The 24,025-nt window shown below is 63.0% G+C and carries 24 protein-coding genes; 12 read left to right on the top strand and 12 right to left on the bottom strand.

What is annotated here, in order from left to right; translation table 11 throughout:
* From B2V90_RS12775 to B2V90_RS12745, 7 genes are read right to left on the bottom strand one after another with little or no spacing between them, the layout of a single operon-like run.
* On the bottom strand, window positions 1–990 hold the full coding sequence (locus B2V90_RS12775; protein ID WP_009822488.1) for a type II secretion system F family protein: 990 nt from the start codon (window positions 988–990) through the stop codon (window positions 1–3).
* A gap of 17 nt (window positions 991–1,007) precedes the next feature.
* Window positions 1,008–2,006, bottom strand: a complete 999-nt coding sequence (locus tag B2V90_RS12770) for a type II secretion system F family protein (RefSeq protein WP_009822487.1) — start codon at window positions 2,004–2,006, stop codon at window positions 1,008–1,010.
* Between the two features lie 52 nt (window positions 2,007–2,058).
* Window positions 2,059–3,333, bottom strand: a complete 1,275-nt coding sequence (locus B2V90_RS12765) for a pilus assembly protein CpaE (protein ID WP_009822486.1) — start codon at window positions 3,331–3,333, stop codon at window positions 2,059–2,061.
* Window position 3,334: 1 nt separating this feature from the next.
* On the bottom strand, window positions 3,335–3,982 hold the full coding sequence (locus B2V90_RS12760) for a CpaD family pilus assembly protein (RefSeq protein ID WP_228220698.1): 648 nt from the start codon (window positions 3,980–3,982) through the stop codon (window positions 3,335–3,337).
* A 16-nt stretch (window positions 3,983–3,998) separates the two neighbouring features.
* Window positions 3,999–5,459: a type II and III secretion system protein family protein gene (locus tag B2V90_RS12755; RefSeq protein ID WP_228220871.1), complete on the bottom strand. Its 1,461-nt coding sequence runs from the start codon at window positions 5,457–5,459 to the stop codon at window positions 3,999–4,001.
* Window positions 5,460–5,469: 10 nt separating this feature from the next.
* Complete coding sequence (cpaB, locus tag B2V90_RS12750) at window positions 5,470–6,483, bottom strand: Flp pilus assembly protein CpaB (protein WP_009822483.1); 1,014 nt, start codon at window positions 6,481–6,483, stop codon at window positions 5,470–5,472.
* A 51-nt stretch (window positions 6,484–6,534) separates the two neighbouring features.
* On the bottom strand, window positions 6,535–7,008 hold the full coding sequence (locus B2V90_RS12745) for an A24 family peptidase (RefSeq protein WP_228220699.1): 474 nt from the start codon (window positions 7,006–7,008) through the stop codon (window positions 6,535–6,537).
* Between the two features lie 51 nt (window positions 7,009–7,059).
* On the opposite strand from B2V90_RS12745, the gene B2V90_RS12740 reads away from it, so the two are divergent.
* Both B2V90_RS12740 and B2V90_RS12735 read left to right on the top strand, forming a co-directional pair.
* Window positions 7,060–8,016, top strand: a complete 957-nt coding sequence (locus tag B2V90_RS12740) for an alpha/beta fold hydrolase (protein ID WP_414711605.1) — start codon at window positions 7,060–7,062, stop codon at window positions 8,014–8,016.
* Window positions 8,013–9,116 carry an NAD(P)/FAD-dependent oxidoreductase gene (locus tag B2V90_RS12735; RefSeq protein ID WP_228220700.1) on the top strand — a complete coding sequence of 368 codons (1,104 nt, stop codon included), beginning with the start codon at window positions 8,013–8,015 and terminating at the stop codon, window positions 9,114–9,116. The genes B2V90_RS12740 and B2V90_RS12735 overlap by 4 nt, the downstream gene beginning before the upstream one ends.
* Here the strand turns inward: B2V90_RS12735 and ubiG are convergent, their stop codons facing one another.
* Window positions 9,117–9,851 (bottom strand): bifunctional 2-polyprenyl-6-hydroxyphenol methylase/3-demethylubiquinol 3-O-methyltransferase UbiG, encoded by a 735-nt coding sequence (gene ubiG, locus B2V90_RS12730; protein WP_228220873.1) that lies wholly within the window; start codon window positions 9,849–9,851, stop codon window positions 9,117–9,119.
* A gap of 220 nt (window positions 9,852–10,071) precedes the next feature.
* Here ubiG and B2V90_RS12725 point away from each other — a divergent pair, with 220 nt between their 5' ends.
* The 3 genes from B2V90_RS12725 (at window position 10,072) to B2V90_RS12715 (ending at window position 13,544) form a co-directional block, all read left to right on the top strand.
* Window positions 10,072–11,337, top strand: coding sequence for an aspartate kinase (locus B2V90_RS12725; RefSeq protein WP_009822478.1), 1,266 nt, complete (start codon window positions 10,072–10,074; stop codon window positions 11,335–11,337).
* Window positions 11,338–11,463: 126 nt separating this feature from the next.
* Window positions 11,464–12,477, top strand: coding sequence for an NAD(P)H-dependent flavin oxidoreductase (locus tag B2V90_RS12720; protein WP_228220701.1), 1,014 nt, complete (start codon window positions 11,464–11,466; stop codon window positions 12,475–12,477).
* Between the two features lie 86 nt (window positions 12,478–12,563).
* A complete protein-coding gene (locus B2V90_RS12715; protein ID WP_228220702.1) occupies window positions 12,564–13,544 on the top strand; it encodes a hypothetical protein in 981 nt (326 codons plus the stop codon).
* Window positions 13,545–13,549: 5 nt separating this feature from the next.
* Here the strand turns inward: B2V90_RS12715 and B2V90_RS12710 are convergent, their stop codons facing one another.
* Complete coding sequence (locus tag B2V90_RS12710) at window positions 13,550–13,984, bottom strand: winged helix-turn-helix transcriptional regulator (protein WP_228220703.1); 435 nt, start codon at window positions 13,982–13,984, stop codon at window positions 13,550–13,552.
* Between the two features lie 98 nt (window positions 13,985–14,082).
* Between B2V90_RS12710 and B2V90_RS12705 the strand changes: the two genes are divergently transcribed.
* Window positions 14,083–14,820, top strand: a complete 738-nt coding sequence (locus tag B2V90_RS12705) for an SDR family oxidoreductase (protein ID WP_228220704.1) — start codon at window positions 14,083–14,085, stop codon at window positions 14,818–14,820.
* A gap of 66 nt (window positions 14,821–14,886) precedes the next feature.
* Here B2V90_RS12705 and B2V90_RS12700 read toward each other — a convergent pair whose 3' ends face one another.
* The 3 genes from B2V90_RS12700 to B2V90_RS12690 all read right to left on the bottom strand — a co-directional run bounded on the left by B2V90_RS12700 (window position 14,887) and on the right by B2V90_RS12690 (window position 18,159).
* Window positions 14,887–15,765 carry a mechanosensitive ion channel family protein gene (locus tag B2V90_RS12700; protein ID WP_228220705.1) on the bottom strand — a complete coding sequence of 293 codons (879 nt, stop codon included), beginning with the start codon at window positions 15,763–15,765 and terminating at the stop codon, window positions 14,887–14,889.
* A 57-nt stretch (window positions 15,766–15,822) separates the two neighbouring features.
* Window positions 15,823–17,088, bottom strand: a complete 1,266-nt coding sequence (locus B2V90_RS12695) for an oligogalacturonate lyase family protein (RefSeq protein ID WP_228220874.1) — start codon at window positions 17,086–17,088, stop codon at window positions 15,823–15,825.
* A gap of 102 nt (window positions 17,089–17,190) precedes the next feature.
* Window positions 17,191–18,159, bottom strand: coding sequence for a magnesium and cobalt transport protein CorA (locus tag B2V90_RS12690; protein ID WP_228220706.1), 969 nt, complete (start codon window positions 18,157–18,159; stop codon window positions 17,191–17,193).
* Between the two features lie 204 nt (window positions 18,160–18,363).
* Between B2V90_RS12690 and B2V90_RS12685 the strand changes: the two genes are divergently transcribed.
* The 6 genes from B2V90_RS12685 (at window position 18,364) to B2V90_RS12660 (ending at window position 24,017) form a co-directional block, all read left to right on the top strand.
* On the top strand, window positions 18,364–18,900 hold the full coding sequence (locus B2V90_RS12685) for a hypothetical protein (RefSeq protein ID WP_228220707.1): 537 nt from the start codon (window positions 18,364–18,366) through the stop codon (window positions 18,898–18,900).
* Window positions 18,901–19,022: 122 nt separating this feature from the next.
* Window positions 19,023–19,730, top strand: coding sequence for a winged helix-turn-helix domain-containing protein (locus B2V90_RS12680; protein WP_228220708.1), 708 nt, complete (start codon window positions 19,023–19,025; stop codon window positions 19,728–19,730).
* A 122-nt stretch (window positions 19,731–19,852) separates the two neighbouring features.
* The gene (locus tag B2V90_RS12675) at window positions 19,853–20,551 is read left to right on the top strand and encodes a carbonic anhydrase (RefSeq protein WP_009822468.1); all 699 of its coding nucleotides are present in this window, start codon (window positions 19,853–19,855) and stop codon (window positions 20,549–20,551) included.
* 3 nt (window positions 20,552–20,554) lie between these two features.
* On the top strand, window positions 20,555–22,051 hold the full coding sequence (locus tag B2V90_RS12670) for a SulP family inorganic anion transporter (protein ID WP_228220709.1): 1,497 nt from the start codon (window positions 20,555–20,557) through the stop codon (window positions 22,049–22,051).
* 254 nt (window positions 22,052–22,305) lie between these two features.
* Window positions 22,306–23,139 carry a TorF family putative porin gene (locus B2V90_RS12665; protein WP_009822466.1) on the top strand — a complete coding sequence of 278 codons (834 nt, stop codon included), beginning with the start codon at window positions 22,306–22,308 and terminating at the stop codon, window positions 23,137–23,139.
* A gap of 167 nt (window positions 23,140–23,306) precedes the next feature.
* Window positions 23,307–24,017, top strand: a complete 711-nt coding sequence (locus tag B2V90_RS12660; RefSeq protein WP_009822464.1) for a response regulator — start codon at window positions 23,307–23,309, stop codon at window positions 24,015–24,017.
* Window positions 24,018–24,025 lie beyond the last annotated feature (8 nt).

The raw sequence follows: 24,025 nt of genomic DNA, 5'->3' as shown, positions 1-24,025 counted from the left end.
TTAGAAAGCCGCGCTGATCGAACAGGCTGCCGGACCCAGGATGACGACGAACAGGGTCGGCAGAATGAAGAGAATCAGCGGAACGGTCATGATGGCCGGCAGGCGCGCGGCCTTTTCTTCTGCGCGCATCATGCGTTCGTGGCGAAATTCGGCGGACAGGACGCGTAGCGCCGACGCCAGGGGCGTGCCATATTTCTCGGTCTGGATCATGGTCGTGACCACGCCTTTGACCGCATCCAGCTTCACGCGAGAGGCAAGATTTTCGAACGCCATGCGCCGTTCGGTCAGAAAGCTCAGCTCAATTGCGGTCAGGTGAAATTCGTCGCCCAGTTCGGGATAGGCCTTGCCCAGTTCGCGGGCGACACGCGCAAAGGCGGCGTCCACGGTCAAGCCCGCCTCGGCGCAGATGACCAGCAGGTCGAGCGCGTCCGGCAACCCCTTGCGGATCGCAGCCGATCGCTTCTGCACCTTGTTGTCGATGAACAGGTCGGGCGCCTTGTAGGACAAGAGCAGAGCCACCGCGAAGGCGAAGAAGCGCTTCATCGGACCCCATTCAGGCAGGATGCCCACGCCGTAGAGCAGGATCGCGGCCATGCCGCCGATCGCGATCGGCAGGATCATGCGGCCGAAAATGACCGCAACCGCCAGATCCTTAGATCGAATGCCGGCCTGCGCCAGGCGCACCTGCACATCCTTGAGCTGGTCGTCCTGCAGCACCTTGAGGCTGGAGAGGAAGGACCGCATCTGGTCCGTCGTCTGGTTGGACTTGACCAGCTTGGCGCGGCGCTTGGCGGTGGAGGCGGTGATGCCGGCCTTCAGTTGTTCGCGCCGTTCGTTCAGCGCCTTCACTCGCTTCGCCATGGGATCGCGCACCGTCATCACGGCGTAGAGCGCGAACAGGACGGCAAGTGTCGCAAGGCCAGCCAGCAGCGTGCCGAAATCGGTGGCGGTCATGCCGAACAAGGTGCCGGCGGGGGTAGGGGCTTCCATATCCTAATGCCTCGCCATCAAATTTCGAAATTGATCATCTGGGCCATGATGAATGCGCCAATGCCCATCCAGCACATGCCGCCGATGCCAATGACCTGCATCGTGCTCAGCCCGAAAATCCCGACTGGATCGGGCGTGAAAAAGGGCTTCATATAGTCGAAATTGATGTAGCAGATCATGCCGAACACCAGGAACGGCAGCACGCCGATAATGTAGGCCGACGCTTTTGATTCCGACGACATGGCGCGAATCTTGAGCTTCATCTGCGATCGCTGGCGCAGCACTGTGGCCAGGTTCGACAAGGTTTCGGCCAGGTTGCCGCCCGTTTCGCGCTGGATCGACAGCGTGATGACGAAGAACTGGAATTCCGCCGTGCCCAGCCGGTCGGCGGTTTCCTGCAATGCTTGCTCCATCGTCCGGCCGATCTTGATGCGTTCAGTGATGAGCTTGAACTCCTCGCCCACGGGGCCGGGAATCTCATTCGATACCACGCCCAGCGTCTCGGCGATCGGCAGGCCCGAACGCAGGCCGCGCGTAAGCAATTCCAGCGCATCGGGAAATTTCGCATTGAACTGGCTGACCCGCTTCGTGATCAGGCGCCCGACCCACCAGTGCGGCAGTCCAAGACCAGCCGCCGCGCCGACCAGCATGGCAAAGAAAAATGGAAATCCGCGCAGGGCCAACAAGGCGGTGATCAGCAGAAAGATGATTGCGCACGCCGTCATATACTGACTGAGCGTCCATTTCTTGCCAGTCATCTTGATGCGCTTGGTCAGATTGTCCGGGTTTGGCACCAGAGACACCAGCATCTTGGCCTCGGCTCCGGTGGGACGATTGGAAATCGCCCGGCGCATGCGCGCTTCCAGTAAGGCCTCGGCCGATTCGCCATGACGGCCGCGGATCGTGGCGACGCGGCGCTTGCGCGCCTTTTCGGGCGACGGACCGGCAAAGGCCATCGCCACCATCCCCAGCATCGCCGCCAATAGCACTGCGATCAAGATGACATTGCCGTCCATGCATTCGCCCCGTCCGCTATCGGCCGCCCGTCCAATGGGCGGCGCGCATTCCTCAGTCTTCGCTCGCGACCTTGTCCTTGCGGCGCGCCGCCAGCATGCCCTTGAGGTCGATCTTGTTGAGCAGGGATTCGCCCTTGCCTGATGGGCGCACGTCCCCGTCCTTGTCCTCTGAACCCAGCGCTTCGTTCAGCAGCGCGGCGCAGGCCGCGCCCACCTTGCTGCCCTTTGCAACGTCGGCCATCGTCTTGCCCAGCTTCGCCGCCTGCGAAGCGACGCGCAGGTCGAACGGGATCAGGATATCGACCTTGCGCTCGATCGACTGCTCGAAATCCTTGCGGCTGATTTCCGGGGAGCCGGTCTGCACCTTGTTGGCGACGACGATGGCGCGCGCCTGGGGTGCATTGGTCTTGAGCCAGGACAGGATGCGAATGGTGTCGCGCGCGGCCGCCAATGTGAGTTCGGTCACGACCAGCGCCGTGTTCACGTCCCCCATCAGATGCGGATGCTGGATCAACATGCCGCGCGGCAGGTCGATGACGCTGCATTCGAAGGCGGTGTGGAATTCCTCCAACAACTGGTAGAAAGCGCCGCCATCGGTGAGCATCGGCTGGCTGATCGGCGCTTCGGCCGACAGGATCGCCAGCGTGTCGCTGGCGCGCACCATTGCGCGTTCAATGAACAGGCCGTCGATGCGGCTGGGATTTTCGATCGCGTCGGTCAGGCCACGGCCCGGTTCCAGGTCCAGCGCCAGCGCGTTGGTGCCGAAATGCACGTCAAGGTCCAGCAGGGCGGTCGCCCGCTTCTTCTTGTCCGACAGCATCCAGGCAAGCGACGTGGCGATGCTGGATGCGCCGACGCCCCCGCGCGTGCCGATGACCGCCATCGTGCAGTGCGGCCGTTCAGGCCCCGCGTCGCGCGGCGCCATGAACACCGCCTGCGCTTGCGCCAATGCATCGCGCAACTGGTCCGCGCCAAAGGGTTTCAGCAGATAATCCTGAATGCCGCTGGCGACGAGATCGCGATAGAGGCGGACGTCATTGACCTGGCCGGCGGCGATAACCACCGTGCCGGGTTCGCACACTTCCGCCAGGCTGTTGATGTCGTTGAGCGGGTCGCCGCTTTCGGACATATCGACGAACAGGATTTGCGGCGAGGCCGTGATGGACAATGTCTGGACGGCATTGCGCATCCCGCCCTTGTTCACCTTTTCGGGCGCCCAGCCCATTTCGGCGGCGACGGCGCGCAGCACGTCGAAGCTGTGATCGTCGCAGACAAAGGCATGAAACGGATCGCGCAGGGCGCCGCCCGGTTTCCAGGGTGCGTTCATGTTATTGCTGGCCTCCCGCCTGAAGCTGCTTGAGATCACCCGCGCCGGTGGGCGCCTTTTCCCGATAGGTGGAAATGGCGCGGTTGGACGTCGCGGTGCGCAGATCGCTGTCGCTCGACTGGCCGCGCACCAGATCCTCTGGATTGGCGACCATGGCGGCCAGGTTGCTGTTCACGCCGCAGCCGAAATTGGACGAGGTGCCCAGCGTCATTTCGCTTTCCTGCTTGGCGCTCCAGTCCGGGCAACCCGGCACGCTGGCGGTGGCGCGGCGCACGATCAGGCGGATGCTGCCCTGTGGCGCAGCGCCGGCGATCGCCGAACTGTCTTCGGCGACCAGCAGGCCGTGGCGCGCCACGACATTGGCGATGCCTTCGCGCAGGGCCGGGCCATAATAGCCGTCATTCACGATGGCGACCTGATCGCCATAGCCAAGGCCGATCGACACGAACCAGTCGTTGAGGCGCGCGGCTTCGGCCGGCGGCAGCGTGTCGCCGGCGCCTGCCATCACGTCGAATGTGTAGGCGGCGTGGCTCACGACCGGCTGATGCACCGATTCGACGCCACGATTGGGGCTGTCGGACGTGCAGGCCGCCAGAGGCAAGGCCAGCATGGCCAGAGCACTCAGGGTCTTGAGGGACAGAGAGGTCATTTCCTTGGTCCTTCCGTCAGAAACTGAAGCCGGGAGCGGCATCGCCATCCTTGCGGGCGACGACCGGCGGCGATGCGGCCGATGCTTCCGGGCCGGGTGTCGGCATCGGAGCGCCGGGCGCGCGGCTGGGCATCGGGCGGCGCGCGCCGCTGGTGCCGCTATGGCTGCGTTGCAGGAACAGGCCCTCGCCCAGATCGGCGTTGCGGAAGCCATCTGTGGGCAGGCGCACGTCCGACGCATTCATCGGCTTCACCAGATAGGGGGTGACGACGATGACCAGCTCGGTTTCATTGCGTTGGAACTGGCGCGACTTGAACAGGCTGCCCAGGATCGGCAGGTTGCCCAGGCCCGGAACCTTGTTCACGTTGTTCGACGCTTCGTTGTTCAGCAGGCCCGCGATCATGAAGGCCTGACCGGAACCCAGTTCCACCGTCGTTTCGGCGGTGCGGCTCTTGAGCGCAGGCACGTTGGCGTTGATCGAGAAGTCGAGGCTGGACACCGTCGGCCGGACGCGCAGCGAAATGCGGCCATCGGCCAACACGGTGGGCGTGAAGGCCAGCTGCACACCATATTGCTTGAATTCGATGCTGTTGCCCTGAAGCCCGTTGGAAACGGTGTAGGGATATTCGCCGCCCGCCAGGAAGCTGGCGGTTTCGCCCGACAATGCGGTCAGGTTGGGCTGCGCCAGCGTGGAAGCAAGCCCGCTCGATTCGGCAAGGTCCAGCGCCCCGGCAATGTCCATGCCCAGGATGCGGGCGACGCCACCCAGGCTATAGCCGCCATCGATAGGATTGGTGAAATCCCAGCTGTTAGTGTCGGCATTATATTGCGCAAAGTCCCGCAAACCGCCGCCGACATTGCCGGCAACTTTGCCGCCGCTTCGATCGACGCTCGCGAAATTGGTGCCGATCTTGTGGCCGACATCCTTGGCGACTTCGGCGATCTTGACCTGAAGCATGACCTGCAAAGGCGTCGCCATGCGCAGGCGGCTGACGACCGTCACATCCTTTCCGACAAAGGCCTGGGTCAGCCGTTCGACCTCGGCGGCATCCTCCGGCGCCTGGATCGTGCCGGTCAGCAGCACCATGCCATTCATCGTGTTCACGGCGATATTCGCGCCCGGCATGGCGATGCGCAGCATGTCGTCGATGCTGGTGATATTGTTGCCGACCCGGACCGTGCCTGAAAACAGTACCTTGCCGTTGGGGGCGGTGGCGAAGACCGTGGTTTCGCCCGCCTTCTTGGCGATCAGATACAACTGGTTCTGCGAGCGGACATGGACGTCGACCACTTCGGGGTCGGCGATCACCACGTCCGACATCTTGGCCGGCAGGTTGATGACGCGGCTGCCGCCCACGGACAGCAGGATCGCATTGTCCTGCATGCTGGAGGTCGCGGCATTGAGCGCACTGGTGGGTGCGGCGGCGCAGGCGACCGCCAGGCCGATCGCAATCGCGGGACCGGCAAGCTTGTGCATAGGCTTCATCTTACTTCCCCCCGACCGGGACTTCGGTCACAGTGGTGCCGCGCGCCACCCGGATCGTCGGCCCCTTGAAGGCGACAGTGCCGACCGGTGCGCCGTTGGCGGCCATGGCGGGCGGCACTGGAGCCTCTGCCTTGGCCGGGACCGAGCTGCGCTGGTAGCGCGACACGTCCGCGCCCGTAGAATAGGTGCTGCCTCGGTCGACCGGTCGCGCGGCGAGCTTGGCGAGGATCGCCTTTTCCGCCGCCGGGCTTGCGCCTTCGGGCAGGTCGACGTCAGCGCCGGCAATGGCGGCGTCGAGGTCAGACGGCGTGTCCGCCATCGACCGCAGCGACATCGACAGTGATCCGACGGTCTGCGCCACCGCGATTTTCTCGGCGATCTTGGGCGTCACTTCCAAGGTGACGTTGGAATAGGTCTGGACGACGGGCTTTCCGTCGGGGCCAAGCGCATCCATCCGCTGATCGGTCGCCAGCACGCGCAGGTTGCGCAAGATGGTTTCCGACACCTTGAGCGGTTCGCCATCGCCGCCGCCCGCGACGCTTTGCGTCAGGACCAGGTCGATGCGGTCGCCCGGAAAGACGAAGCCGGCAACGGACGTCTGGGCCGACACGGGCACCGTCACGGCGCGCATACCCGGCGCCAGTGCGGCCGCCAGGAAGCCGCGATCGCCGGGCTTCACGAGTGAGCCTTGCGTCAGCGGCTGCCCCGCCGTGATGGCAGTGCGGATGACGCTGCCCGCCAGTCTGGCCGGATCGGCCTGACCGCGCAGATAATAGGCCTGCTCGACAAGATCCTTGGGCCAGGGCTGGAAGCGGAAGCTTTCCGCATCGAGGATGGTCCCGACCGGCAACGCCTTGACGGCCACCAGCACATGCGGCTGGTCAGCCTCGACCGGCATATTGGCGGCATTAACAGATGGCGTGCTCGACGAACTTAGCATGTTGCGCGCGAGCAGCGCTGTTGTAACGGCTATGATCAGCGCGCCAACAAGCAGCACGATCTTCTTAGCATCCATGACGAAAAACGCCTCCCTCGAGCGGGTGCCATGCCCCCATTGCCCCACTCATCACGCAAATTGGTTAAGATATCGTTCGCCAATCACCCACAGAGCGGCGAGCGAGATGGCGACACCATAAGGAATCTCGGGTTGTCCGGCTTTTTTAGCGATTCGGTGGTGGATCAGGACGACCAGCGTCACCGCTCCTCCCAGCACCGCCATCAGCATGACCAGCGCCATCAGCACCTGCCAGGGAAACCACAATGCCAGTGCGCCAAGCAGCTTGACGTCGCCTCCGCCCATCATGCCCAGCGCGAACAGGGCGGCGAAAAGCACGAAGACGATCGCGCCGAGTAACAGCTGCGTCGCCATGGCCGGCCAGACATCCAGTCCGCATGCCAGCCACCACAGCGGCGCCAGCAGGGCTACGGTCATATTCAGGCGGTTGGAAATGATCCTGGAACGCATGTCGGTAATCGCCGCGGCGATCAGCAGCGCGCACAGAGCGATCATCAGCGCCCACTGGAAATATTGCCCCGACATGCGCACTATTCCCTAGACCGCATGGCTTACCAAACCGTAACCATGCGCGCGATGGATTCGCCGCTATTCCCCGCTTCCCAGCCGTTCGACCGGCGCGCCTGGCCGATGAACGGGCGGCTGGACTTCTGGCAGGCGCGGGACGGCTGGCCAATCCGCCGCTATCGTCTGGGCGACGGCGCGCGGGGCCGACTGCTGGTCATCAACGGTCGCGGCGACATGATCGAGAAATATCTTGAACTGATCGACCATATGGCGCGGCGTGGCTGGGCCGTCACGGCGTTCGACTGGCGCGGGCAGGGCGGGTCGGGACGGCTGACAGATGATCCTTTGTGCGGGCACATTCCGGACTTTGCCAATTATATCAAGGACTTGCGCGACCTTGCACGGGACTGGCGCGCGGATGGTGAAGGGCCGACCGCGATGCTTGGACATTCGATGGGCGGGCATATGCTGCTGCGTGCGCTCAGCGAAGGCATGACGCAGCCCGATGCTGCGATTCTGACAGCGCCGATGCTGGGGGTGCACACCGGGCCTATGCCGCGCTGGCTGGCGGTAGCCGTGGCGCGGATGATGCTCTGGCGGGGGCTGGGGGACAGGCGCGCCTGGACGCAAAAGGAGGAATCGGAGCGTCAGCGCCGAATTCGTCAGAAGCGATTGACCCATGACCCCGAACGCTATGCCGACGAAATCTGGTGGCGCGACCATAGCCGCGAGATTGCGCTGGGGCCACCAAGCTGGGCCTGGGTCAATCAGGCGCTCGAATCGACGCATGCGTTGCAACAGGATGACGACCTGTCGCGCGTCCGATGCCCGATCCTGATCCTGGCGGCGCAGGCCGATCAGCTTGTTTCAACCGCGGCCATTCGCCGCGTCGCAGCGCGCCTGCCGAACGCGCGCCTGCATGTCTATGGTCGCGAGGCTGCGCACGAGATACTGCGCGAACTCGATCCGGTGCGGCGTGATGCGTTTGGCCGGATCGAAGCGTTTCTGGACGAGGCCGCCCGTTGAAGACTTTTGATATCGTCATCGTGGGCGGCGGTATGGCGGGCGCTAGTTTGGGCGCGCATCTCGCGGCCGATGCCTCGGTCCTGATATTGGAGATGGAACCGCAGCCGGGCTATCACGCTACGGGTCGTTCGGTCGCATTCTGGGAAGAAACCTATGGGGGCCCGGCGGTGCAGCCGCTGACGACAGCCTCGGGGCCGCTGCTCGCCTCCCCCGACCCTGATTTCCACGATCGCACGTTCCTTTCGCCGCGTCGCACATTGCATGTCGGGCGCAGCGGCGATGCGCCGCTGCGCGACGCCTTGTTGCAGCGATTCGCGGGAACCGTGACGCTCGAACCCGTGGATCCGGCGCCGTTGGTGCCGGGCCTCCGGTCGGACTGGACCATCGGCGTGATGGAGGAAAGCTGTCGCGACATCGACGTGGCGGCGCTGCATCAGGCCTATCTCCGTCGCTTCGCCGCGAAAGGCGGGGAGATATGGGTGAATGCGCGCCTCGAGTCAGCGCGAGCGGATGCAGGCAACTGGCATATCCAGACGTCCCAGGGCGCCGTGCAGTGTGGCCTGCTGGTCAATGCAGCGGGCGCATGGGCCGATGAAATTGCCCGCCGCAGCGGCGTCGCACCTATCGGCATCACGCCTTTGCGGCGCACCGTGGTGCAATTGCGCGTTCCCACTTTGCTGTCGGCCGATCTGCCGCTGGTCATGGACCTGCGTGCGGGCTTCTATTTCAAGCCGGAAGGGCCGGGGCGCGTCTGGTTGACACCGCATGACGAAGCGCCATCGCCGCCCTGTGATGCCGCCCCGGAGGAACTGGCGGTGGCGGAAGCGGTCGCCCGGTTTGAAGCCGTGGTGGATTGGCCGGTCGAGCGGATCGAGCATCGCTGGGCGGGGCTGCGCAGCTTTGCGCCCGATCGCGCCCCCATCTATGGCCATGATCCTGTGCAGCCGGGCTTCTTCTGGTTTGCCGGGCAGGGGGGCTTTGGCATTCAGACCGCGCCGGCCGCCGCACTTCTGGGACACGCGCTGATCACGCGATCGCCATTGCCGACTGCGATTGCCGCCCTGCCAATCGACCGCTATCGGCCGCAGCGATTGCGCTGATCAATTCTTGGGCCGCGCGGTCAGAAGATAATTGATCGCCTTGTTCGCGGACAGGCAAAAGCCGCGCGCGGGATCGAAACTGAGCCCGCTGCTGTCGATGACGTCCATTCCCGCCGCATCCAGCAACGCCGTGAGTTCTTCGGGCGTGAGGAATTTGCCCCAGTCATGCGTGCCTTTGGGAATGCCGCCAATGCTTTCGCCCACGGTGATCATCGCGATACGCGACAATGGCGTCCGGTTGGGCGTGGACAGGATCAGCAGGCCGTCAGGCGAGACTTTGCTTGCCAGCGCGCGCACGAAGGTCGCCGGATCGGCGACATGCTCGATGACTTCCATCGACGTCACCAGGTCAAAGCCGCCTTCCGCCAGTTCTTCCACCGGGGTTGCGCGATAGTCTATGGTGAGGCCCTGACTTTCGGCGTGGCTGAGCGCGGCAGCGATATTTTCCGGCGCGGCGTCCAGTCCGGTGACAGACGCGCCCAGTCTTGCGAGCGGTTCCGTCAGCAACCCGGCGCCGCACCCGACATCCAGCGCGCGCTGGCCCTCCAGCGGCCGGAATGCCTTTTCCCGACCCGGCCACTGCTGGTCGATGGCGGCGCGGATATAGCGCAGCCGCACCGGGTTGAGCTTGTGCAGCATCGCGCTCGACCCCTGCGGGTCCCACCAGTCGGCGGCCATAGCGCCGAAATGCGCGGCTTCTTTGGGATCGATCGTCGCTTGAGCGTTATCAGCCATATGTGCCTTCATCGGTGGGTTCCATGCTTCTAGCAGCCGATATGCCACGGGCAAAGAGACGGTTCAGCAAGAGCGTCGTGCAGTACCTCTACAGGTGCATCCATCATGGGCGCGCATGGTTCCGGATTGCTTGCCATATCCACCGCGGCTGCTAATAGAAGCGCCGTTTCGCCCCTTGGGGACATATTCTTTCATAATAACGGCAAGGTTCGGCACAGAAATGGCGCGCATCGTGATGAAATTCGGCGGCACCTCCATGGCGGGGATGGAGCGAATTCGCAACGTGGCCGCGCGCGTCAAATATGTCGTGGGACAAGGGCATGAAGTCGCTGTCGTCGTCTCCGCCATGGCTGGCGAAACCGATCGGCTGGTCGGTTTTTGCAAGGAAGCCTCTGCCCTTTACGACCCGGCCGAATATGACGTCGTCGTCGCATCCGGGGAACAGGTGACGAGCGGTCTGCTGGCCATGACATTGAAGTCGATGGGTGTAAACGCGCGCAGCTGGCTGGGTTGGCAATTGCCGATCCGCACGATTGAGGCCCATGCCAAGGCGCGCATTTCAACGATTGAAACCGACACGCTGGTTGCCGCGATGCAGGCGGGGCAGGTCGCGGTCATCCCGGGTTTTCAGGGCATGATGGACGATGGCCGGGTGTCCACGCTGGGACGCGGCGGATCCGACACGTCGGCGGTCGCCGTGGCGGCGGCGATCAAGGCCGACCGCTGCGACATCTACACCGACGTTGACGGCGTCTATACCACCGATCCGCGCATCGTTGCACGCGCCCGCAAGCTCGACCTCGTCACCTATGAAGAGATGCTCGAACTGGCCTCGGTCGGCGCCAAGGTGCTGCAAACACGCTCGGTCGGCCTCGCCATGAAGGAAGGCGTGGTCGTGCAGGTGCTTTCTTCCTTCGATGAACCCACCCAGGATGACCTTCCCGGCACGCTGATCGTGAGCGACGGAGACCTGGAAGCCAAGCTCAAGGAAACGAAGATGGAACGTCAGCTCATCACCGGCATCGCCCATGACAAGAATGAGGCGAAGATCATCGTCACGCGCGTCCCTGACAAGCCGGGCGCGGTGGCCAGCATCTTCACGCCGCTGGCGGATGCGGCGATCAACGTCGACATGATCATCCAGAATGACAGCAAGGACACGGAAGAAACGGACGTGACCTTCACCGTGCCGCGCGCCGACCTGGCGCGCAGCGTCGACATTTTGGAAGCGCGCCAGGAAGAGATCGGTTTTCGCCGCATCATCACGGATACCGAAGTCGCCAAGATCAGCGTCGTGGGCGTGGGCATGCGCAGCCATGCGGGCGTCGCGGCGACCATGTTCAAGACGCTGGCCGATCGCGGCATCAATATCGAGGCGATCTCCACCAGCGAGATCAAGGTCAGCGTGCTGATCGACGAGGATGAAACCGAACTGGCGGTGCGTGTCCTGCACACCGCCTATGGGCTCGATGCGCCGGCGGTCTGATCTTCCCTCTTTACTAAACGCGTCATTCCCGCGAAGGCGGGAATCCATCTCACACCCCATCGCCGGTCGCAGCGCCGGTAGGTGGATCCCCGCCTGCGCGGGGATGACGACAAGAAGTATATATACATGACTACCGCTAAACTCGCCTCCCTCATGGCTCGCGGCACGGATTTTCTAGGGTGCGAAACCGCGATCCTGTGCGGCGCGATGAGCTGGGTAAGCGAACGCAATCTGGTCGCGGCGATATCCAACGCCGGCGGCTTTGGCGTGATCGCCTGCGGGGCGATGACGCCGGAACTTCTGGATAGGGAGATCGCGGCGACTAAAGCGCTGACCGACCGGCCCTTCGGCGTCAACCTCATCACCATGCACCCACAGCTGTTCGACCTGATCGACGTGTGCGCGCGCCATGAGGTCGGGCATGTCGTGCTGGCCGGCGGCCTGCCGCCCAAGGGCAGCATCGAGGCGATCAAGCAGAAGGGCGCCAAGCTGATTTGCTTTGCGCCCGCGCTCAGCCTGGCCAAGAAGTTGGTGCGCTCGGGCGTCGATGCGCTGGTGGTCGAAGGGATGGAGGCTGGCGGCCATATCGGCCCGGTTTCCACCAGCGTCCTGGCGCAGGAAATCCTGCCACACATGGCGGAGCAAATGCCGGTCTTCGTCGCGGGCGGCATCGGCCGGGGCGAAGCGATCGCCGCCTATCTGGAAATGGGCGCGGCCGGGGTGCAGCTTGGCACCCGTTTCGCCTGCGCGACCGAAAGCATCGCCCACCCCAATTTCAAAAAGGCTTTTTTCCGTGCTTCGGCCCGCGACGCGGTGGCGAGCGTGCAGATCGACGCGCGACTGCCGGTCATTCCGGTCCGCGCGCTTAAAAATGCCGGGACCGAAAGCTTTACCGCCAAGCAGCGCGAGGTTGCCAATCTGCTTGATGGCGGAACCATCGAAATGATGGAGGCGCAATTGCAGATCGAACATTATTGGGCGGGCGCTTTGCGCCGCGCGGTGATCGATGGCGATGTCGAAGGCGGCTCGCTGATGGCCGGTCAATCGGTCGGCATGGTGACGAAGGAGGAGCCGGTCGCCACCATCATCGCACAACTGATGGAGGAGGCCGCGCAGGCGTTGGCGCGGCGAGCCGCCTGAAACCTTGCGGTAAACCGAGTGTTGGGCATATTCCCCTCGAGCCCACTGCCCGGCATGACCGGCCTATCATCCTCTCGGAGAATTTGATGTTCGTCTCGCGCCGACTATCTGGCCGGATTTCCCTGGTTTCGCTGGCGGTTCTTGCTGCCTGTTCGACACCGCCGCCGCCGCCGCCGCCTACGCCTCCTCCCGTCGTCGTGCCGACCATCCGGCCCGTGCCGCCGGAAAATGCCGCTGCGGGCATGTCCATCCCGACCAAGGATGAAGATGGCAAATATCTGACCGCTAACCGGGGCGTCACGTCCAACACCGCGCTGTGGCATGTGCGCATGGCGCTCAACGTCGCGGCACTCAACTGCGACAAATATGGCGCGACCGCGCGCAACCAGTATAACCAGTTATTGGCAGTCCATGGTCCGGTTCTCAAGGCCGCGAACGCGGCCGTCGATCGCAACTACAAGGTCGCTTATGGCAATGCGGCTATCGGATCGCGTGAACGGCTGAATACGGTGGTGTATAATTTCTTCGCCCTGCCACCGGTCATCAAGCATTTCTGTCCGGTTGCCGTCGCCGTCGGCGCAAAGATGCTTTCCACGCCCTCGTCGCAATTGCTGCTGATGGCTCCGGAATGGCTTGAGGAACTGGAAAAGCCGTTCCAGGAATTTTACGCCGCTTATGAAGATTATCTGCGCCGCCTGGCGGAATGGCAGTCGCGTTTCGGCGCCACCGTGACGGTCATCGTGTCGCCGACGCCCTTGCCGCCGCCGCCCAAGCCGCCGGGCGAAGCGCCGCCGCCGGGATGGCAGCCAAGCTATTCCAGTGCTTTGGAGGCAAAGGCTCCGCCGCCCGGAGATGCCGCGGGCGCCGCCACCTCATCGTCGTCTACGACCGTACAATCGCTGCCGGGCGATATGGGCGCGAACGTCCCGTCCTCTGCGACCGTACAGCCTTTGCCGCCGTCCTCGACCGGTGCGATCGTCGGACCGCCTGCACCCGCCCGCACATTGCCGGACAATAGCGCGCCGCCGCGCCTGGAAGTCCAGCCGCTGCCGACGACCGGCGAATAGGGCCGTCAGCCGCGCGCGTCGAACCTGGCGCGCGCGGCTTCCACTATTTCGAGGTTGCGCTCGGCCCAGACCCACACGCCGCAAAAGGCGGCGCTCAGGCTGTTGCCGAGCGGCGTTAGCGCATAATCGACGCGCGGCGGCACCACCGGGTGAACGGTGCGGGTGAGCAGTCCGTCCCGTTCCATCTGGCGCAGCGTCTGAGTCAGCATCTTCTGGCTGATGCCTTCCACTTGCCGTCCGATCTGCGTGAAGCGCAACGTGCCTTTTTCCTCGAGCAGTTCCAGGATCAGCATCGTCCATTTGTCGGCGACCCGGCCGATCAGTTCGTTGACGAGTCGCTCCACGCGCGGATCGATATCGCTCGGCGGCACGGCATCCAGATACTGCTCCGCTTCGGAAATATTTTCAGCGCTAAATCGATTTTCCAACGCTTTTTCCATTTCTAACCTTCCGGTGACTACCGCACTTCTCGGTGCCCTCTTCCGAAAGGAGAGCATAGCGCTAAATCTGTTTTCACACCAATCGGAAGGAGCCAGTCATGCAACCTACAGGGAACACAATTCTGATCACCGGCGGAGGATCGGGCATCGGCGCAGCCTTGGCGCACGCATTTCACGAGGCAGGCAATCAGGTCATCATCGCCGGTCGCCGTCAGGCCGCGCTCGATGCCGTGGTTGCCGATCACCCGGGCATGGCGGCAGTGACGCTGGACGTGGAAGATGCGGCGACCATTCCCACCTTCGCGCAAAAACTGATTGCGGATTTTCCGGGACTGAACGCGGTGGTGTTGAATGCGGGCATCATGGTGGTCGAGGAGCGCATCGACCTCAAAATAGCGGAAGCGACTATAGCCACCAATCTGCTGGGCCCGATCCGGCTTGCCCACGCATTGCTGCCCCATCTGCAAGCCCAGCCTGCGTCCGCGATTCTGACGGTATCGTCGGGCCTTGCCTTCGTCCCTCTTGCGGCGACCCCGACCTATAGCGCCACAAAGGCAGCCATTCACAGCTGGTCCTTGTCTCTGCGTGCGCAACTGCACGACAGCAACGTCGAGGTGATCGAAATCGTGCCCCCGGCAGTTCAGACCGACCTTATGCCCGGCCATGCGGAAAACCCCAACGCGCTGCCGCTCGCGGACTATATCGCTGAAACCATGGCGCTGCTGCGGCAACAGCCCACCCCGCCGGAAATCCATGTCGAACGGGTCAAATATTTGAGCGAAGCGGCGCAACGCGGCGAGTTCGAGTCCGTGTTTCGGACGCTCAATGCTCACTGATCGTCAGATGTCCGGGCCTGCCGCATTCTGCTGCGGCAAATGCCGATATGGGCGTGTCGCCTGGGCTTATGCCTGGGCGACGTCGTCTTTGACCTGGCCTTTCAGCGGGACGGGCCCCTTGAATATGTTGGTCACATAAGGGAAGGGGATTTCGATTCCCGCCTCGTCCAGCGCGGCCTTGATCGCACGCACGACGCGATCGCGGCTATCGTGCATGTCGTAGGGCTTTGACCCTGCCCACCAGCGCACCAGAAAATCGATCGAGCTGGCGTTGAATTCGCGGGCGAAAATATCGATGCGACGATCCTGGTCGATAACGTCTATGCCTTCCATGGCGGCGCGAATGACGTCGCGCGCCTGCTCCAGATCCGTGTCGTAGGATACGCCGACGATAATCTCGTGCCGTCGCTGGGCGCCGTCGGTCAATATTTCCACCGGATTCTTGAACAGTGTGGAATTGGGGACGATGGTCAATTCGTTCGACAATTTCCGGACATGGGTTTCACGCAGCGACACATGCTCGACCCTGCCGATAATTCCTTCGCATTCGATGATGTCGCCAATGCGCATCTTCTTGCGGACCATGATCAGGATGCCGGCCAGGAAATTCTGGAAGAAATCCTGGAAGGCAAAGCCGATCGCAATGGTCCCGACGCCCAGGCCCGCCACCAGGCTGGCGGGCGTCAGACCGGGCAGCACAACCGTTGCGGCAATGACAAGGCCGACCACCCAGACGCCGATCGACACGACGGTATGGATCAGTTGTTTCAGGCTTTCGCGTATGGATGCCTTGCCAGTGACGCGATCCACAATCCGGCGGGCTACACGCGACACCACCCAGGTTATGCCCAGAATGACAAGCGCGATGACCATATTGGGGACCAGCGCGACAAAGCCCGCCCACATGCCCCATAGCTGTTTGGCAAGGATATCGATGGCGGTCATTTCGCTTCCCCAATGGCCTGTATCGAGAGCGAACGGGTCAGGCGCGGTTTTGATCCCTTAACGGGGCTTGGCCACCTCCACCGCATAAATGGCCGGACTTCCCTCCATGTTGCTGCGGTAGACCAGCCATTTGCCGTCGGGCGTGAAATGCTGGTTGGGTTCCAGCGTATAGTCATGTCGCGACAGGTCGGCGAGCCGTTCGGTTTCCAGCGCGCCCGTGGCGATCAGCGCTGCGCCGTCCAACGTCTCGCGAGCACGCGCGCTATCATCCATTTGGGGATGGAAGAGGCTGATATATTTACCCTGGTCATTGCCGTCGCCTGAAAAGCTGGCGCCATCGGGCGACGAACTATAGTGATAACTGCCCTGTCCCGGGCCGATCCGCAGCCAACGACGCGTACCGCTGACCACGTCATGGCCTGCCAGCCATTGGACACCCTGCGGCTGTATGAGGTCGTACCAGATGGTGCGGCCGTCCGGCGCCCAATATTCGTGCCCGGCGATCTCTCCCTGAAAGCGGCGCTGATGCACCTTGGTCTTTGCGCTGCCATCGGTGCGAATGGTCCAGATGCGGTCCACCTTTTCCCATGGTCCTTCATGACAATACATCAGCAAGCCGGGATCCTTGGGTGAAAATTGCACATGGTTGAGCCAGTCCTTCGATCGGGTGACGCTGCGGCGCTCCCCTGTGCGAATGTCGATGGTGAAGATTTCCATGGGCACGCCGGCGGCAAGCCGCGCCGCCATCCACTGTGATTTAGCCTGGGCAAAGGTGAGGGGACGACCATCAGGGCCCGTGCCGCTGTAGCTCGGCGACCCGGTTCTGGGGTCGCGCCGCCCCTGCTGAGCGATGGCGGGTGGCGGCGGTTCCAGCTCAACATGACCGGCAAGAAGCGTGTCGTTCGCGTTGATCGATTCGATCCGCCCGCCCGGCAGGTCGGCAATGCGCTTCCGCTTCCCGGTGTCGAGATTGACGGACCAGACGATGGAAGGACCTTCATTTTCGGTCCCGCCCGTCGGATTGGTGGTGTAATATGCGACCGGCTCGCGATTCCCCACGAACAACAGCCGATCGACCTTCTCCTTCAGCACCAGCTTCGTGCTCCAGTCGCTGACGCTGGCGACACGGATGCCTTCCGGCGTCAAATAGACCATCCGCCTGCCATCGGGCGTGAAGGGGTTATAATTGAAATAAAGGCCATAATTGCCCGGCCGGTCATCCACCCGCACGATGCGGTGCCCGGTCGTGGCGTCGGTCCATTGTGCTGGCAGGGCAGACGCTGCGATCGGCGTGCCAGCTATCAGCAGCGCTAGCCCCGTCATCCATATTCCCTGCATCCCGCTCTCCTCGATTATCATCAGGCGGGACGATGGATCATATACAGGGAATAACGCAAGGCTAAATGGCGGACGGCCGACGCCCTTTTACAGCCATTTCAATTTCTTGAACCGCGCATAGAGCAAGGTACAGAGCGACGCGATCACGACCAGCACGACGGGATAGCCATAGCGAGTGCGCAATTCGGGCATATGCTCGAAATTCATGCCATATATGCCCGCGATCGCGGTCGGTACGGCCAGGATCGCGGCCCACGCGGCAAGCTGGCGCGTGATGTCGCCGGTGCGCTGTTGTTCCAGCAGGTTGGAGGATTCGAACACGCTGCTCAATATCTCCCGCAAATCCTCCACCATCACCTGCACGCGGCGGACATGGTCGCGCACGTCGCTGAAATAGGGGCGGGCATCCGCGTCGATGCAAGGCAGGTCGATCTTGACGAACTTGGTCGCCACTTCCTGCATAGGCACCAATATACGCTGGAACCGGATCAATTGGCGGCGCAGGCTGAAGATGCGGGTGACGTCATCGCGGCCCAGGAAATGGTCGATCATCTGCTGCTCCATGGTCAGCACTTCGTCCTCTATCCCCTCGATGATCGGCAGATAGCCATCGACAATGAAGTCGAGGATCGCGTGCAGCACATAATCGGTGCCCTGCGCCAGCCGTTGCGGCACAGCCTCCAGCTCCTGGCGCAGCATGACATGGCCCCGCGTGGAGCCATGCCGCACACTGATGATATGATCATGCCCCACGAACAGCGCCGTTTCGCCATAACAGATCGTCTCATCCTCCAGATGCGCCGTGCGCGCGACCACGAACAGCTGGTCGCCATACAGATCGACCTTGGGCAGTTGGTTCGCCTTGATGGCGTCCTCCACCGCCAGCGGATGAAGATTATATGTGCGCGCCAGCGTCTGCATTTCTTCGACCGTGGGGTCGGCTACGCCAATCCAGACAAATTCGGACTTGTCGGCGGCGCAATTGATCCGTTCGTCGATTGCCAAGGGGCGCACGCGCTGACCATTGCGGTAGAGAAAGGCGGCTATCACGGTCATGGGCGTCTGTTTCCTCTTTTGTCCCGCGCTTAGCAGAAAGCAGGACCTGCGTCCCGTGCGGCCATCGGGCCGCCATTTCTCACTTTCTGTCGCTGTCGCATGCGCCGCTGACTTTTGCCTGACATAGAGACGTGGAAAAGGGCCGCAAGATGCGGCCCTTCGCTTGGGGTGGGGCGGGCCGCGCACTGATGACGGAGCCGTGCCTTGACCATCCTCACGATCGATTTCGAAGCATCCTGCCTGCCGCGCCATGGGCGGTCTTTTCCGATCGAGGTGGGCGTGGCTGCGGGCGATCAGTACCGAAGCTGGGTGATTCAGCCGCACGATCGCTGGACCGGTTGGGACTGGACGATTGAGGCGGAGGCCTTGCATGGGCTCACGCTTGAACGGATCGCGCGTGAAGGATTGCCTGCTGCCCGGGTGTTTGCCGAACTGGTCGATCATGTCCAGGGCAGGAGGGTCGTCGCGGACAGCCTTCTTGACCAATATTGGCTTGACGAGCTCGCGGCGGCCGCGAGTGCGCCCACGCCTTTTGTCATAGACCATATCGCTATGCTGTTCGATGAGCAGCGGGCGGATGATGCCCGGATTGCGGCGGCTGTCGCTTATGCTGACTCGCTCGGCCTCACGCGGCATCGCGCCGCAGGGGATGCCCTGTGGCTGGCGGCGCTGACGGATGATCTGATGCGGATCCGCAGTTGCCCACTGCAACCGCTTACCCTGCTTGCGGCGCCTTCATAATTTTTGCAACGCAGCAACATTTTGTCACATCTGGCCCACGACACAGACATTCGCGGCACGTAAGGCCCGCCTTCATTGTTATCGATGCCCGTAGGGCGGGACGAACTGACCGTGCAGGACGAATGAATTCACCACTCATCCTGATCGCCGAAACCCAGCAGGATCTGCGGAGCGCGACGCGCGATCATCTGGAACATAGCGGCTTTCGGGTACTGCCTGCGCTGACCGCCAACGACATTTTCAGCGCGCTGACGACCACGCCGGTGCGTGCGGTCGTGCTCGATTCGGCCTTGCGCGGCCCCGACGGGCTGGATCTGTGTCGTGACGTGCGCGAACGCAGCCATGTTCCCATCATCCTGGTCGGGGACAATAGTTCGGAAGTGGACCGCGTCGTCGGCCTGGAACTGGGCGCGGACGATTATATGGCCAAACCCTATTCCGCACGCGAACTGGCGGCACGCCTGCGCGCGGTGCTTCGGCGCGGAGGCGATCGGACCAGCGGCCTGCGCCGTCACAATCAGGCGACATTCGACGGCTGGATGATCGATTTTGCCCGTCGCGAAGTGACGGAACCTGGGGGGCAGCCGGTTATGTTGACCGCTGCGGAATTCGCATTGCTCTCGATTTTCCTCGATCATCCCCGCACCGTTGTCGCGCGCGGGCGCCTGATGGAACTGGCCGGCGTGCGCGATGGTGCATCCTCGGATCGCAGCGTCGACGTTCTGGTCAGCCGATTGCGGCGCAAACTCGGCATTGGCGGGCGTCCCGCGCCGATCATCACGGTTCGGGGCGTCGGCTACATGTTCGCCGCAAGCGTCGAGCGGCACTGACCTGCAAAGGGCAGACACAGTTTTTTACAAAGCCGCTGCGACGCAGCAAAATCCTGTCTTTATTTTGCACACTATCCCGGTCCGTCCCCCGCCGGCCCCATGAAATATAAGAGGATAGCGCCATGAATGAGCTTATCGGTCGCGTTTTCAGCTTCGAAACGCATGTGTTTCCCAACGAAAGCGCGCTGTACAATCAACTGGCGAGCCATGGGCAAAGCCCCAAGGCGCTGATGATTTCCTGCGCTGATTCGCGCATCGTTCCCGAACATATCATGCAGGCGCAGCCCGGCGATTTGTTCGTTTGCCGCAACGCCGGCAACATTGTCCCGCCCCATGCCAGCCAGTTGGGCGGCGTTACCGCCACGGTCGAATTTGCCGTGATGGTGCTGGGTGTTCGCGACATCATCGTCTGTGGCCATAGCGATTGCGGCGCGATGAAGGCGCTGGCGACCGACGCCGATCTGACGTCGATGCCCAATGTGGCTGCTTGGCTGCGTCACAGCCACGCCGCGCAGAAGGTCTGTCGCGACAGCTATCCCGGCGACATCAGCGATGCGGAAAAGCTGCGCAACATGGCGCTGGAAAATGTCATCGTCCAACTCGCCCATCTGCGCACGCATCCTTCGGTCGCGTCGGGCATTGCGCGCGGCGACATCGCGCTGCATGGCTGGTATGTCGACATCCATGCCGGCCAGGTGCTCGGCCTTGACGGCGAAACCAACCGCTTCATGCCGCTGCGCGAAGGGCAGAAAATGCCTGTGGCGCTGCCGCACGGTCGTCGCCTCGCCGGCGGCGAACCCCTCGCGCAAGCCGCGGAGTAACCCATGCTCAAGGCTCTATCCGGCGGCTCGTTCAGTCGCGACTTCACCGCTTCCATCGTGGTATTCCTGGTGGCGATGCCGCTTTGCATGGGCATTGCCGTCGCGTCGGGCGTGCCTCCGGAAAAGGGCCTGATCACTGGTATCATCGGCGGCATCATCGTCGGCCTGTTTGCCGGGTCGCCACTTCAGGTTAGCGGGCCTGCGGCGGGCCTTGCCGTCATCGTGTTCGAAATCGTGCGCGAACAAGGCCTGTCCGCGCTCGGCCCGATCCTGATCCTGGCCGGCGCTATTCAGGTTATCGCTGGCGTCGCGCGCGTCGGCGGCTGGTTTCGGGCCATTTCGCCGGCTGTCGTCCATGGCATGCTGGCGGGCATCGGCGTTCTCATCGTCGTTGGCCAGTTCCATGTCCTGTTCGATGACAAGCCGCTGTCGAGCGGTCTGTCCAACCTGATGGCGATGCCCGGCCAGTTGCTGGGCCTCACCAATCAGGACGCCGCCACTGCCTTTGCTGTAGGTCTTGTGACTATCCTGGGCATGCTGGGGTGGGAAAAATGCCGCCCCGCGTCGATGAAGCTGGTGCCCGGCGCGCTGGTCGGCGTCGTGCTGGGGACGCTGGTGGCCTTTGCGCTCAGCCTTCCTGTCGCCCGCGTCGTCGTGCCCGAATCGATCCTTTCCGCCATTACCCCGCCTGAAGCCGGGCTGATGGCGCAGCTGCTCAACCCCGCCGTAATCACCACGGCCATCGCCATCGCATTCATCGCCAGCGCCGAAACATTGCTGTCAGCTGCCGCCGTAGACCGCATGCATGATGGCGTGCGCACCAATTATAACAAGGAACTGAGCGCGCAGGGCGTTGGCAACCTGCTTTGCGGTTTTGCCGGCGCGCTGCCGATGACCGGCGTGATCGTTCGGTCGTCCGCCAATGTGCAGGCCGGAGCCAAGACTCGCCTGTCGACCATTTTGCACGGCATCTGGATCCTGGCCTTCGTTGCATTGCTGCCCTGGCTGCTGCGGGAAATTCCGATGGCGGCACTGGCGGGCATCCTCGTCATCACCGGCGTCAGGCTCGTCAGCGTCGCGCATGTGAAGCATCTCTTCCACCTGTATGGCCCGCTGCCGGCCATCGTGTGGGCCGCGACGCTGATCTGCGTGGTGGCGACCGACCTGCTCACCGGCGTTCTGGTCGGCATCGGCCTGTCGTTGCTGGAACTTCTGCCCCAGGCGCGCAAGCTGGGCCTCAAGGTTGAAGAGGAAAGTCGGGGCGAGGCGCATGAAATCGCCCTGCGCGGTACGGCGACCTTCCTCAACCTGCCCAAGCTTTCGGCCAGGCTGGAATCGCTGCCGGCCGCGGGCCTCATCATCCTCAATGTCGAACGTCTGGCCCATATCGACCATACCTGCGCGGAAATGGTGCGCGAATGGGTCGAGCGTCGTCGCAAAGCTGGTGAGCCGGTCGAACTGTTCGGCGCCACCGGCAAGATGCGCCAGTTCGCCGCCTGAGCTTGAACCCCCTCAGGCGACGCTCCCGGGTCGCCGCGTTCTTCCCCGAACGCGGCGACTTTTTTGGTTGAGCACGCCGTTAAAAATGTTGCAGCGGCGCAACAGCAATATCATTCCTTTCGCAGATGCGGCAAAAATGGGTTTAATATTTTATCAGCAATGCGTATGGGAAGCGTCATCCGCTGATATCGGGGGCGCCAAACAGACCCCCGGACCGGCGGATGCAGGACGGAACATTCCAACGTAAAAGGGGAATGTTCATGAATTACAAGATCGCCTGTGCCGCCCTCGCGCTCCTTTCCAGCGCCCCGGCTTTCGCGCAGGAAGAGCCCACCAGCCCCGTCACCGTATCCGGCAGCGTCGGCCTGGTTTCCGATTATCGCTTCCGTGGCGTGTCGCAGACCGACAAGAGCATGGCGGTACAGGGCGGGATCACTGTTTCGCACGAAAGTGGCGCTTATGCCGGCACATGGGCATCCAATCTTTCGGGCTGGGGCACCTTTGGCGGCGCGAACATGGAACTTGACCTGTTTGCAGGATATGCCGTGCCGCTGGGCGAAGGCACGACGCTTGACGTCGGGCTGACCTGGTACATGTATCCGTCGGGTGCCGACGACACCGATTTCGCCGAACCCTATGTGAAGCTGTCGCATCAGATCGGGCCGATCAAGGGCCTGGTCGGGGTCGCCTATGCGCCCAAGCAGCAGGCTTTGGGCAAAGTCTGCAGCGATGCGGCCTGCACGGTCTTCCGCCCAGGCAAGAAGAATGACAATTTCTACGTCTGGGGCGACGTGAGTGGCTCGCTTCCCAATACGCCGGTCACGCTCAAGGCGCATCTGGGCTGGTCGAAGGGCAATAGCGGCCTGGGTCCCAATGGCACGTCGATCGCGCCGACCGGCAAATATCTCGACTGGCTCGTGGGTGCTGATGTCGCCATTCCCGGCACGCCGCTGACCGCCGGTGTCGCCTATGTCGATACCGACATTGCGCGCGTCGAGGAAAATTATCTGCGTCCCAATTTCCAGGACGCCGATGGGTCCTCCATCGCCCGTGGCAAGATCGTCTTTTCCTTGACGGCGGCCTTCTAACCTAAAAAGACCGGACCCGGTCAGCCGGGTCCGGTCTTTGTGGTGTGCGGGACGTAACAAATTGTTGCTGCCGCCATGATCGTCCGTGGCTTGCCCTTTGGGCCAGTTGACCGCCGATCCGCCGCCGCTTATTTCCCGGTCATGTCCTTGCCCAAGCAGCCGCATCCATGACCGCTCCGTCGATCATCCTGGTCGAGGACGATCCGCCGCTGCGGACGCTCACCGCCCGCGCGCTTCAGGAACATGGCTATCAGGTGCGCCCGGCCTCGTCCGGCCCTGAAATGTGGGTGGCGTTCGATGCCGGCCCGGTAGACCTCGTCGTGCTGGACGTCATGTTGCCGGGCACCAACGGTATAGACCTGTGCCGCCAGATCCGGCGCAAGAGCGACGTGCCGATCATCTTCATCAGCGCCCGGGGCAGCGAAACCGACCGTATCGTCGGCCTTGAACTGGGCGCTGACGATTATCTGCCCAAGCCCTTTGGCACCCGCGAACTGATCGCGCGCATCCGCGCCATCCTGCGCCGCGTGGGCGTGGAGCGGGGGCCGGACGAACATCGCGAAAGCGAGGCGCATTTTGACGGCTGGGCCGTCAACTTCCCCCGCCGCGAACTGCGATCCCCGACCGGGGCGATCGTCGACCTGACCGGCGCTGAATTCGACCTTCTGTGCAGCTTTCTCAGCCATCCGCAGCGCGTCATCGCGCGCGAACGGCTGATCGAACTGTCGCGCACCCGCATGGGCGACAGCAGCGACCGCAGCATCGACGTGCTGGTCAGCCGGCTCCGGCGCAAGCTCAGCACGCAGGACAAGGGCGCGCCGATCACCACCGTTCGCGGCGTCGGCTATATGTTCAACGCCGAAGTCAGCCGCGCTTGAAACTCCAT

The organism is Sphingobium sp. UBA5915 (genome assembly GCF_002431195.1).
In the GTDB taxonomy this organism is placed as follows: Bacteria; Pseudomonadota; Alphaproteobacteria; order Sphingomonadales; family Sphingomonadaceae; genus Sphingobium; species Sphingobium soli.
The sequence above is the reverse complement of the archived record's forward strand: the minus strand, read 5'-3'. Positions and strand labels throughout refer to the sequence as shown.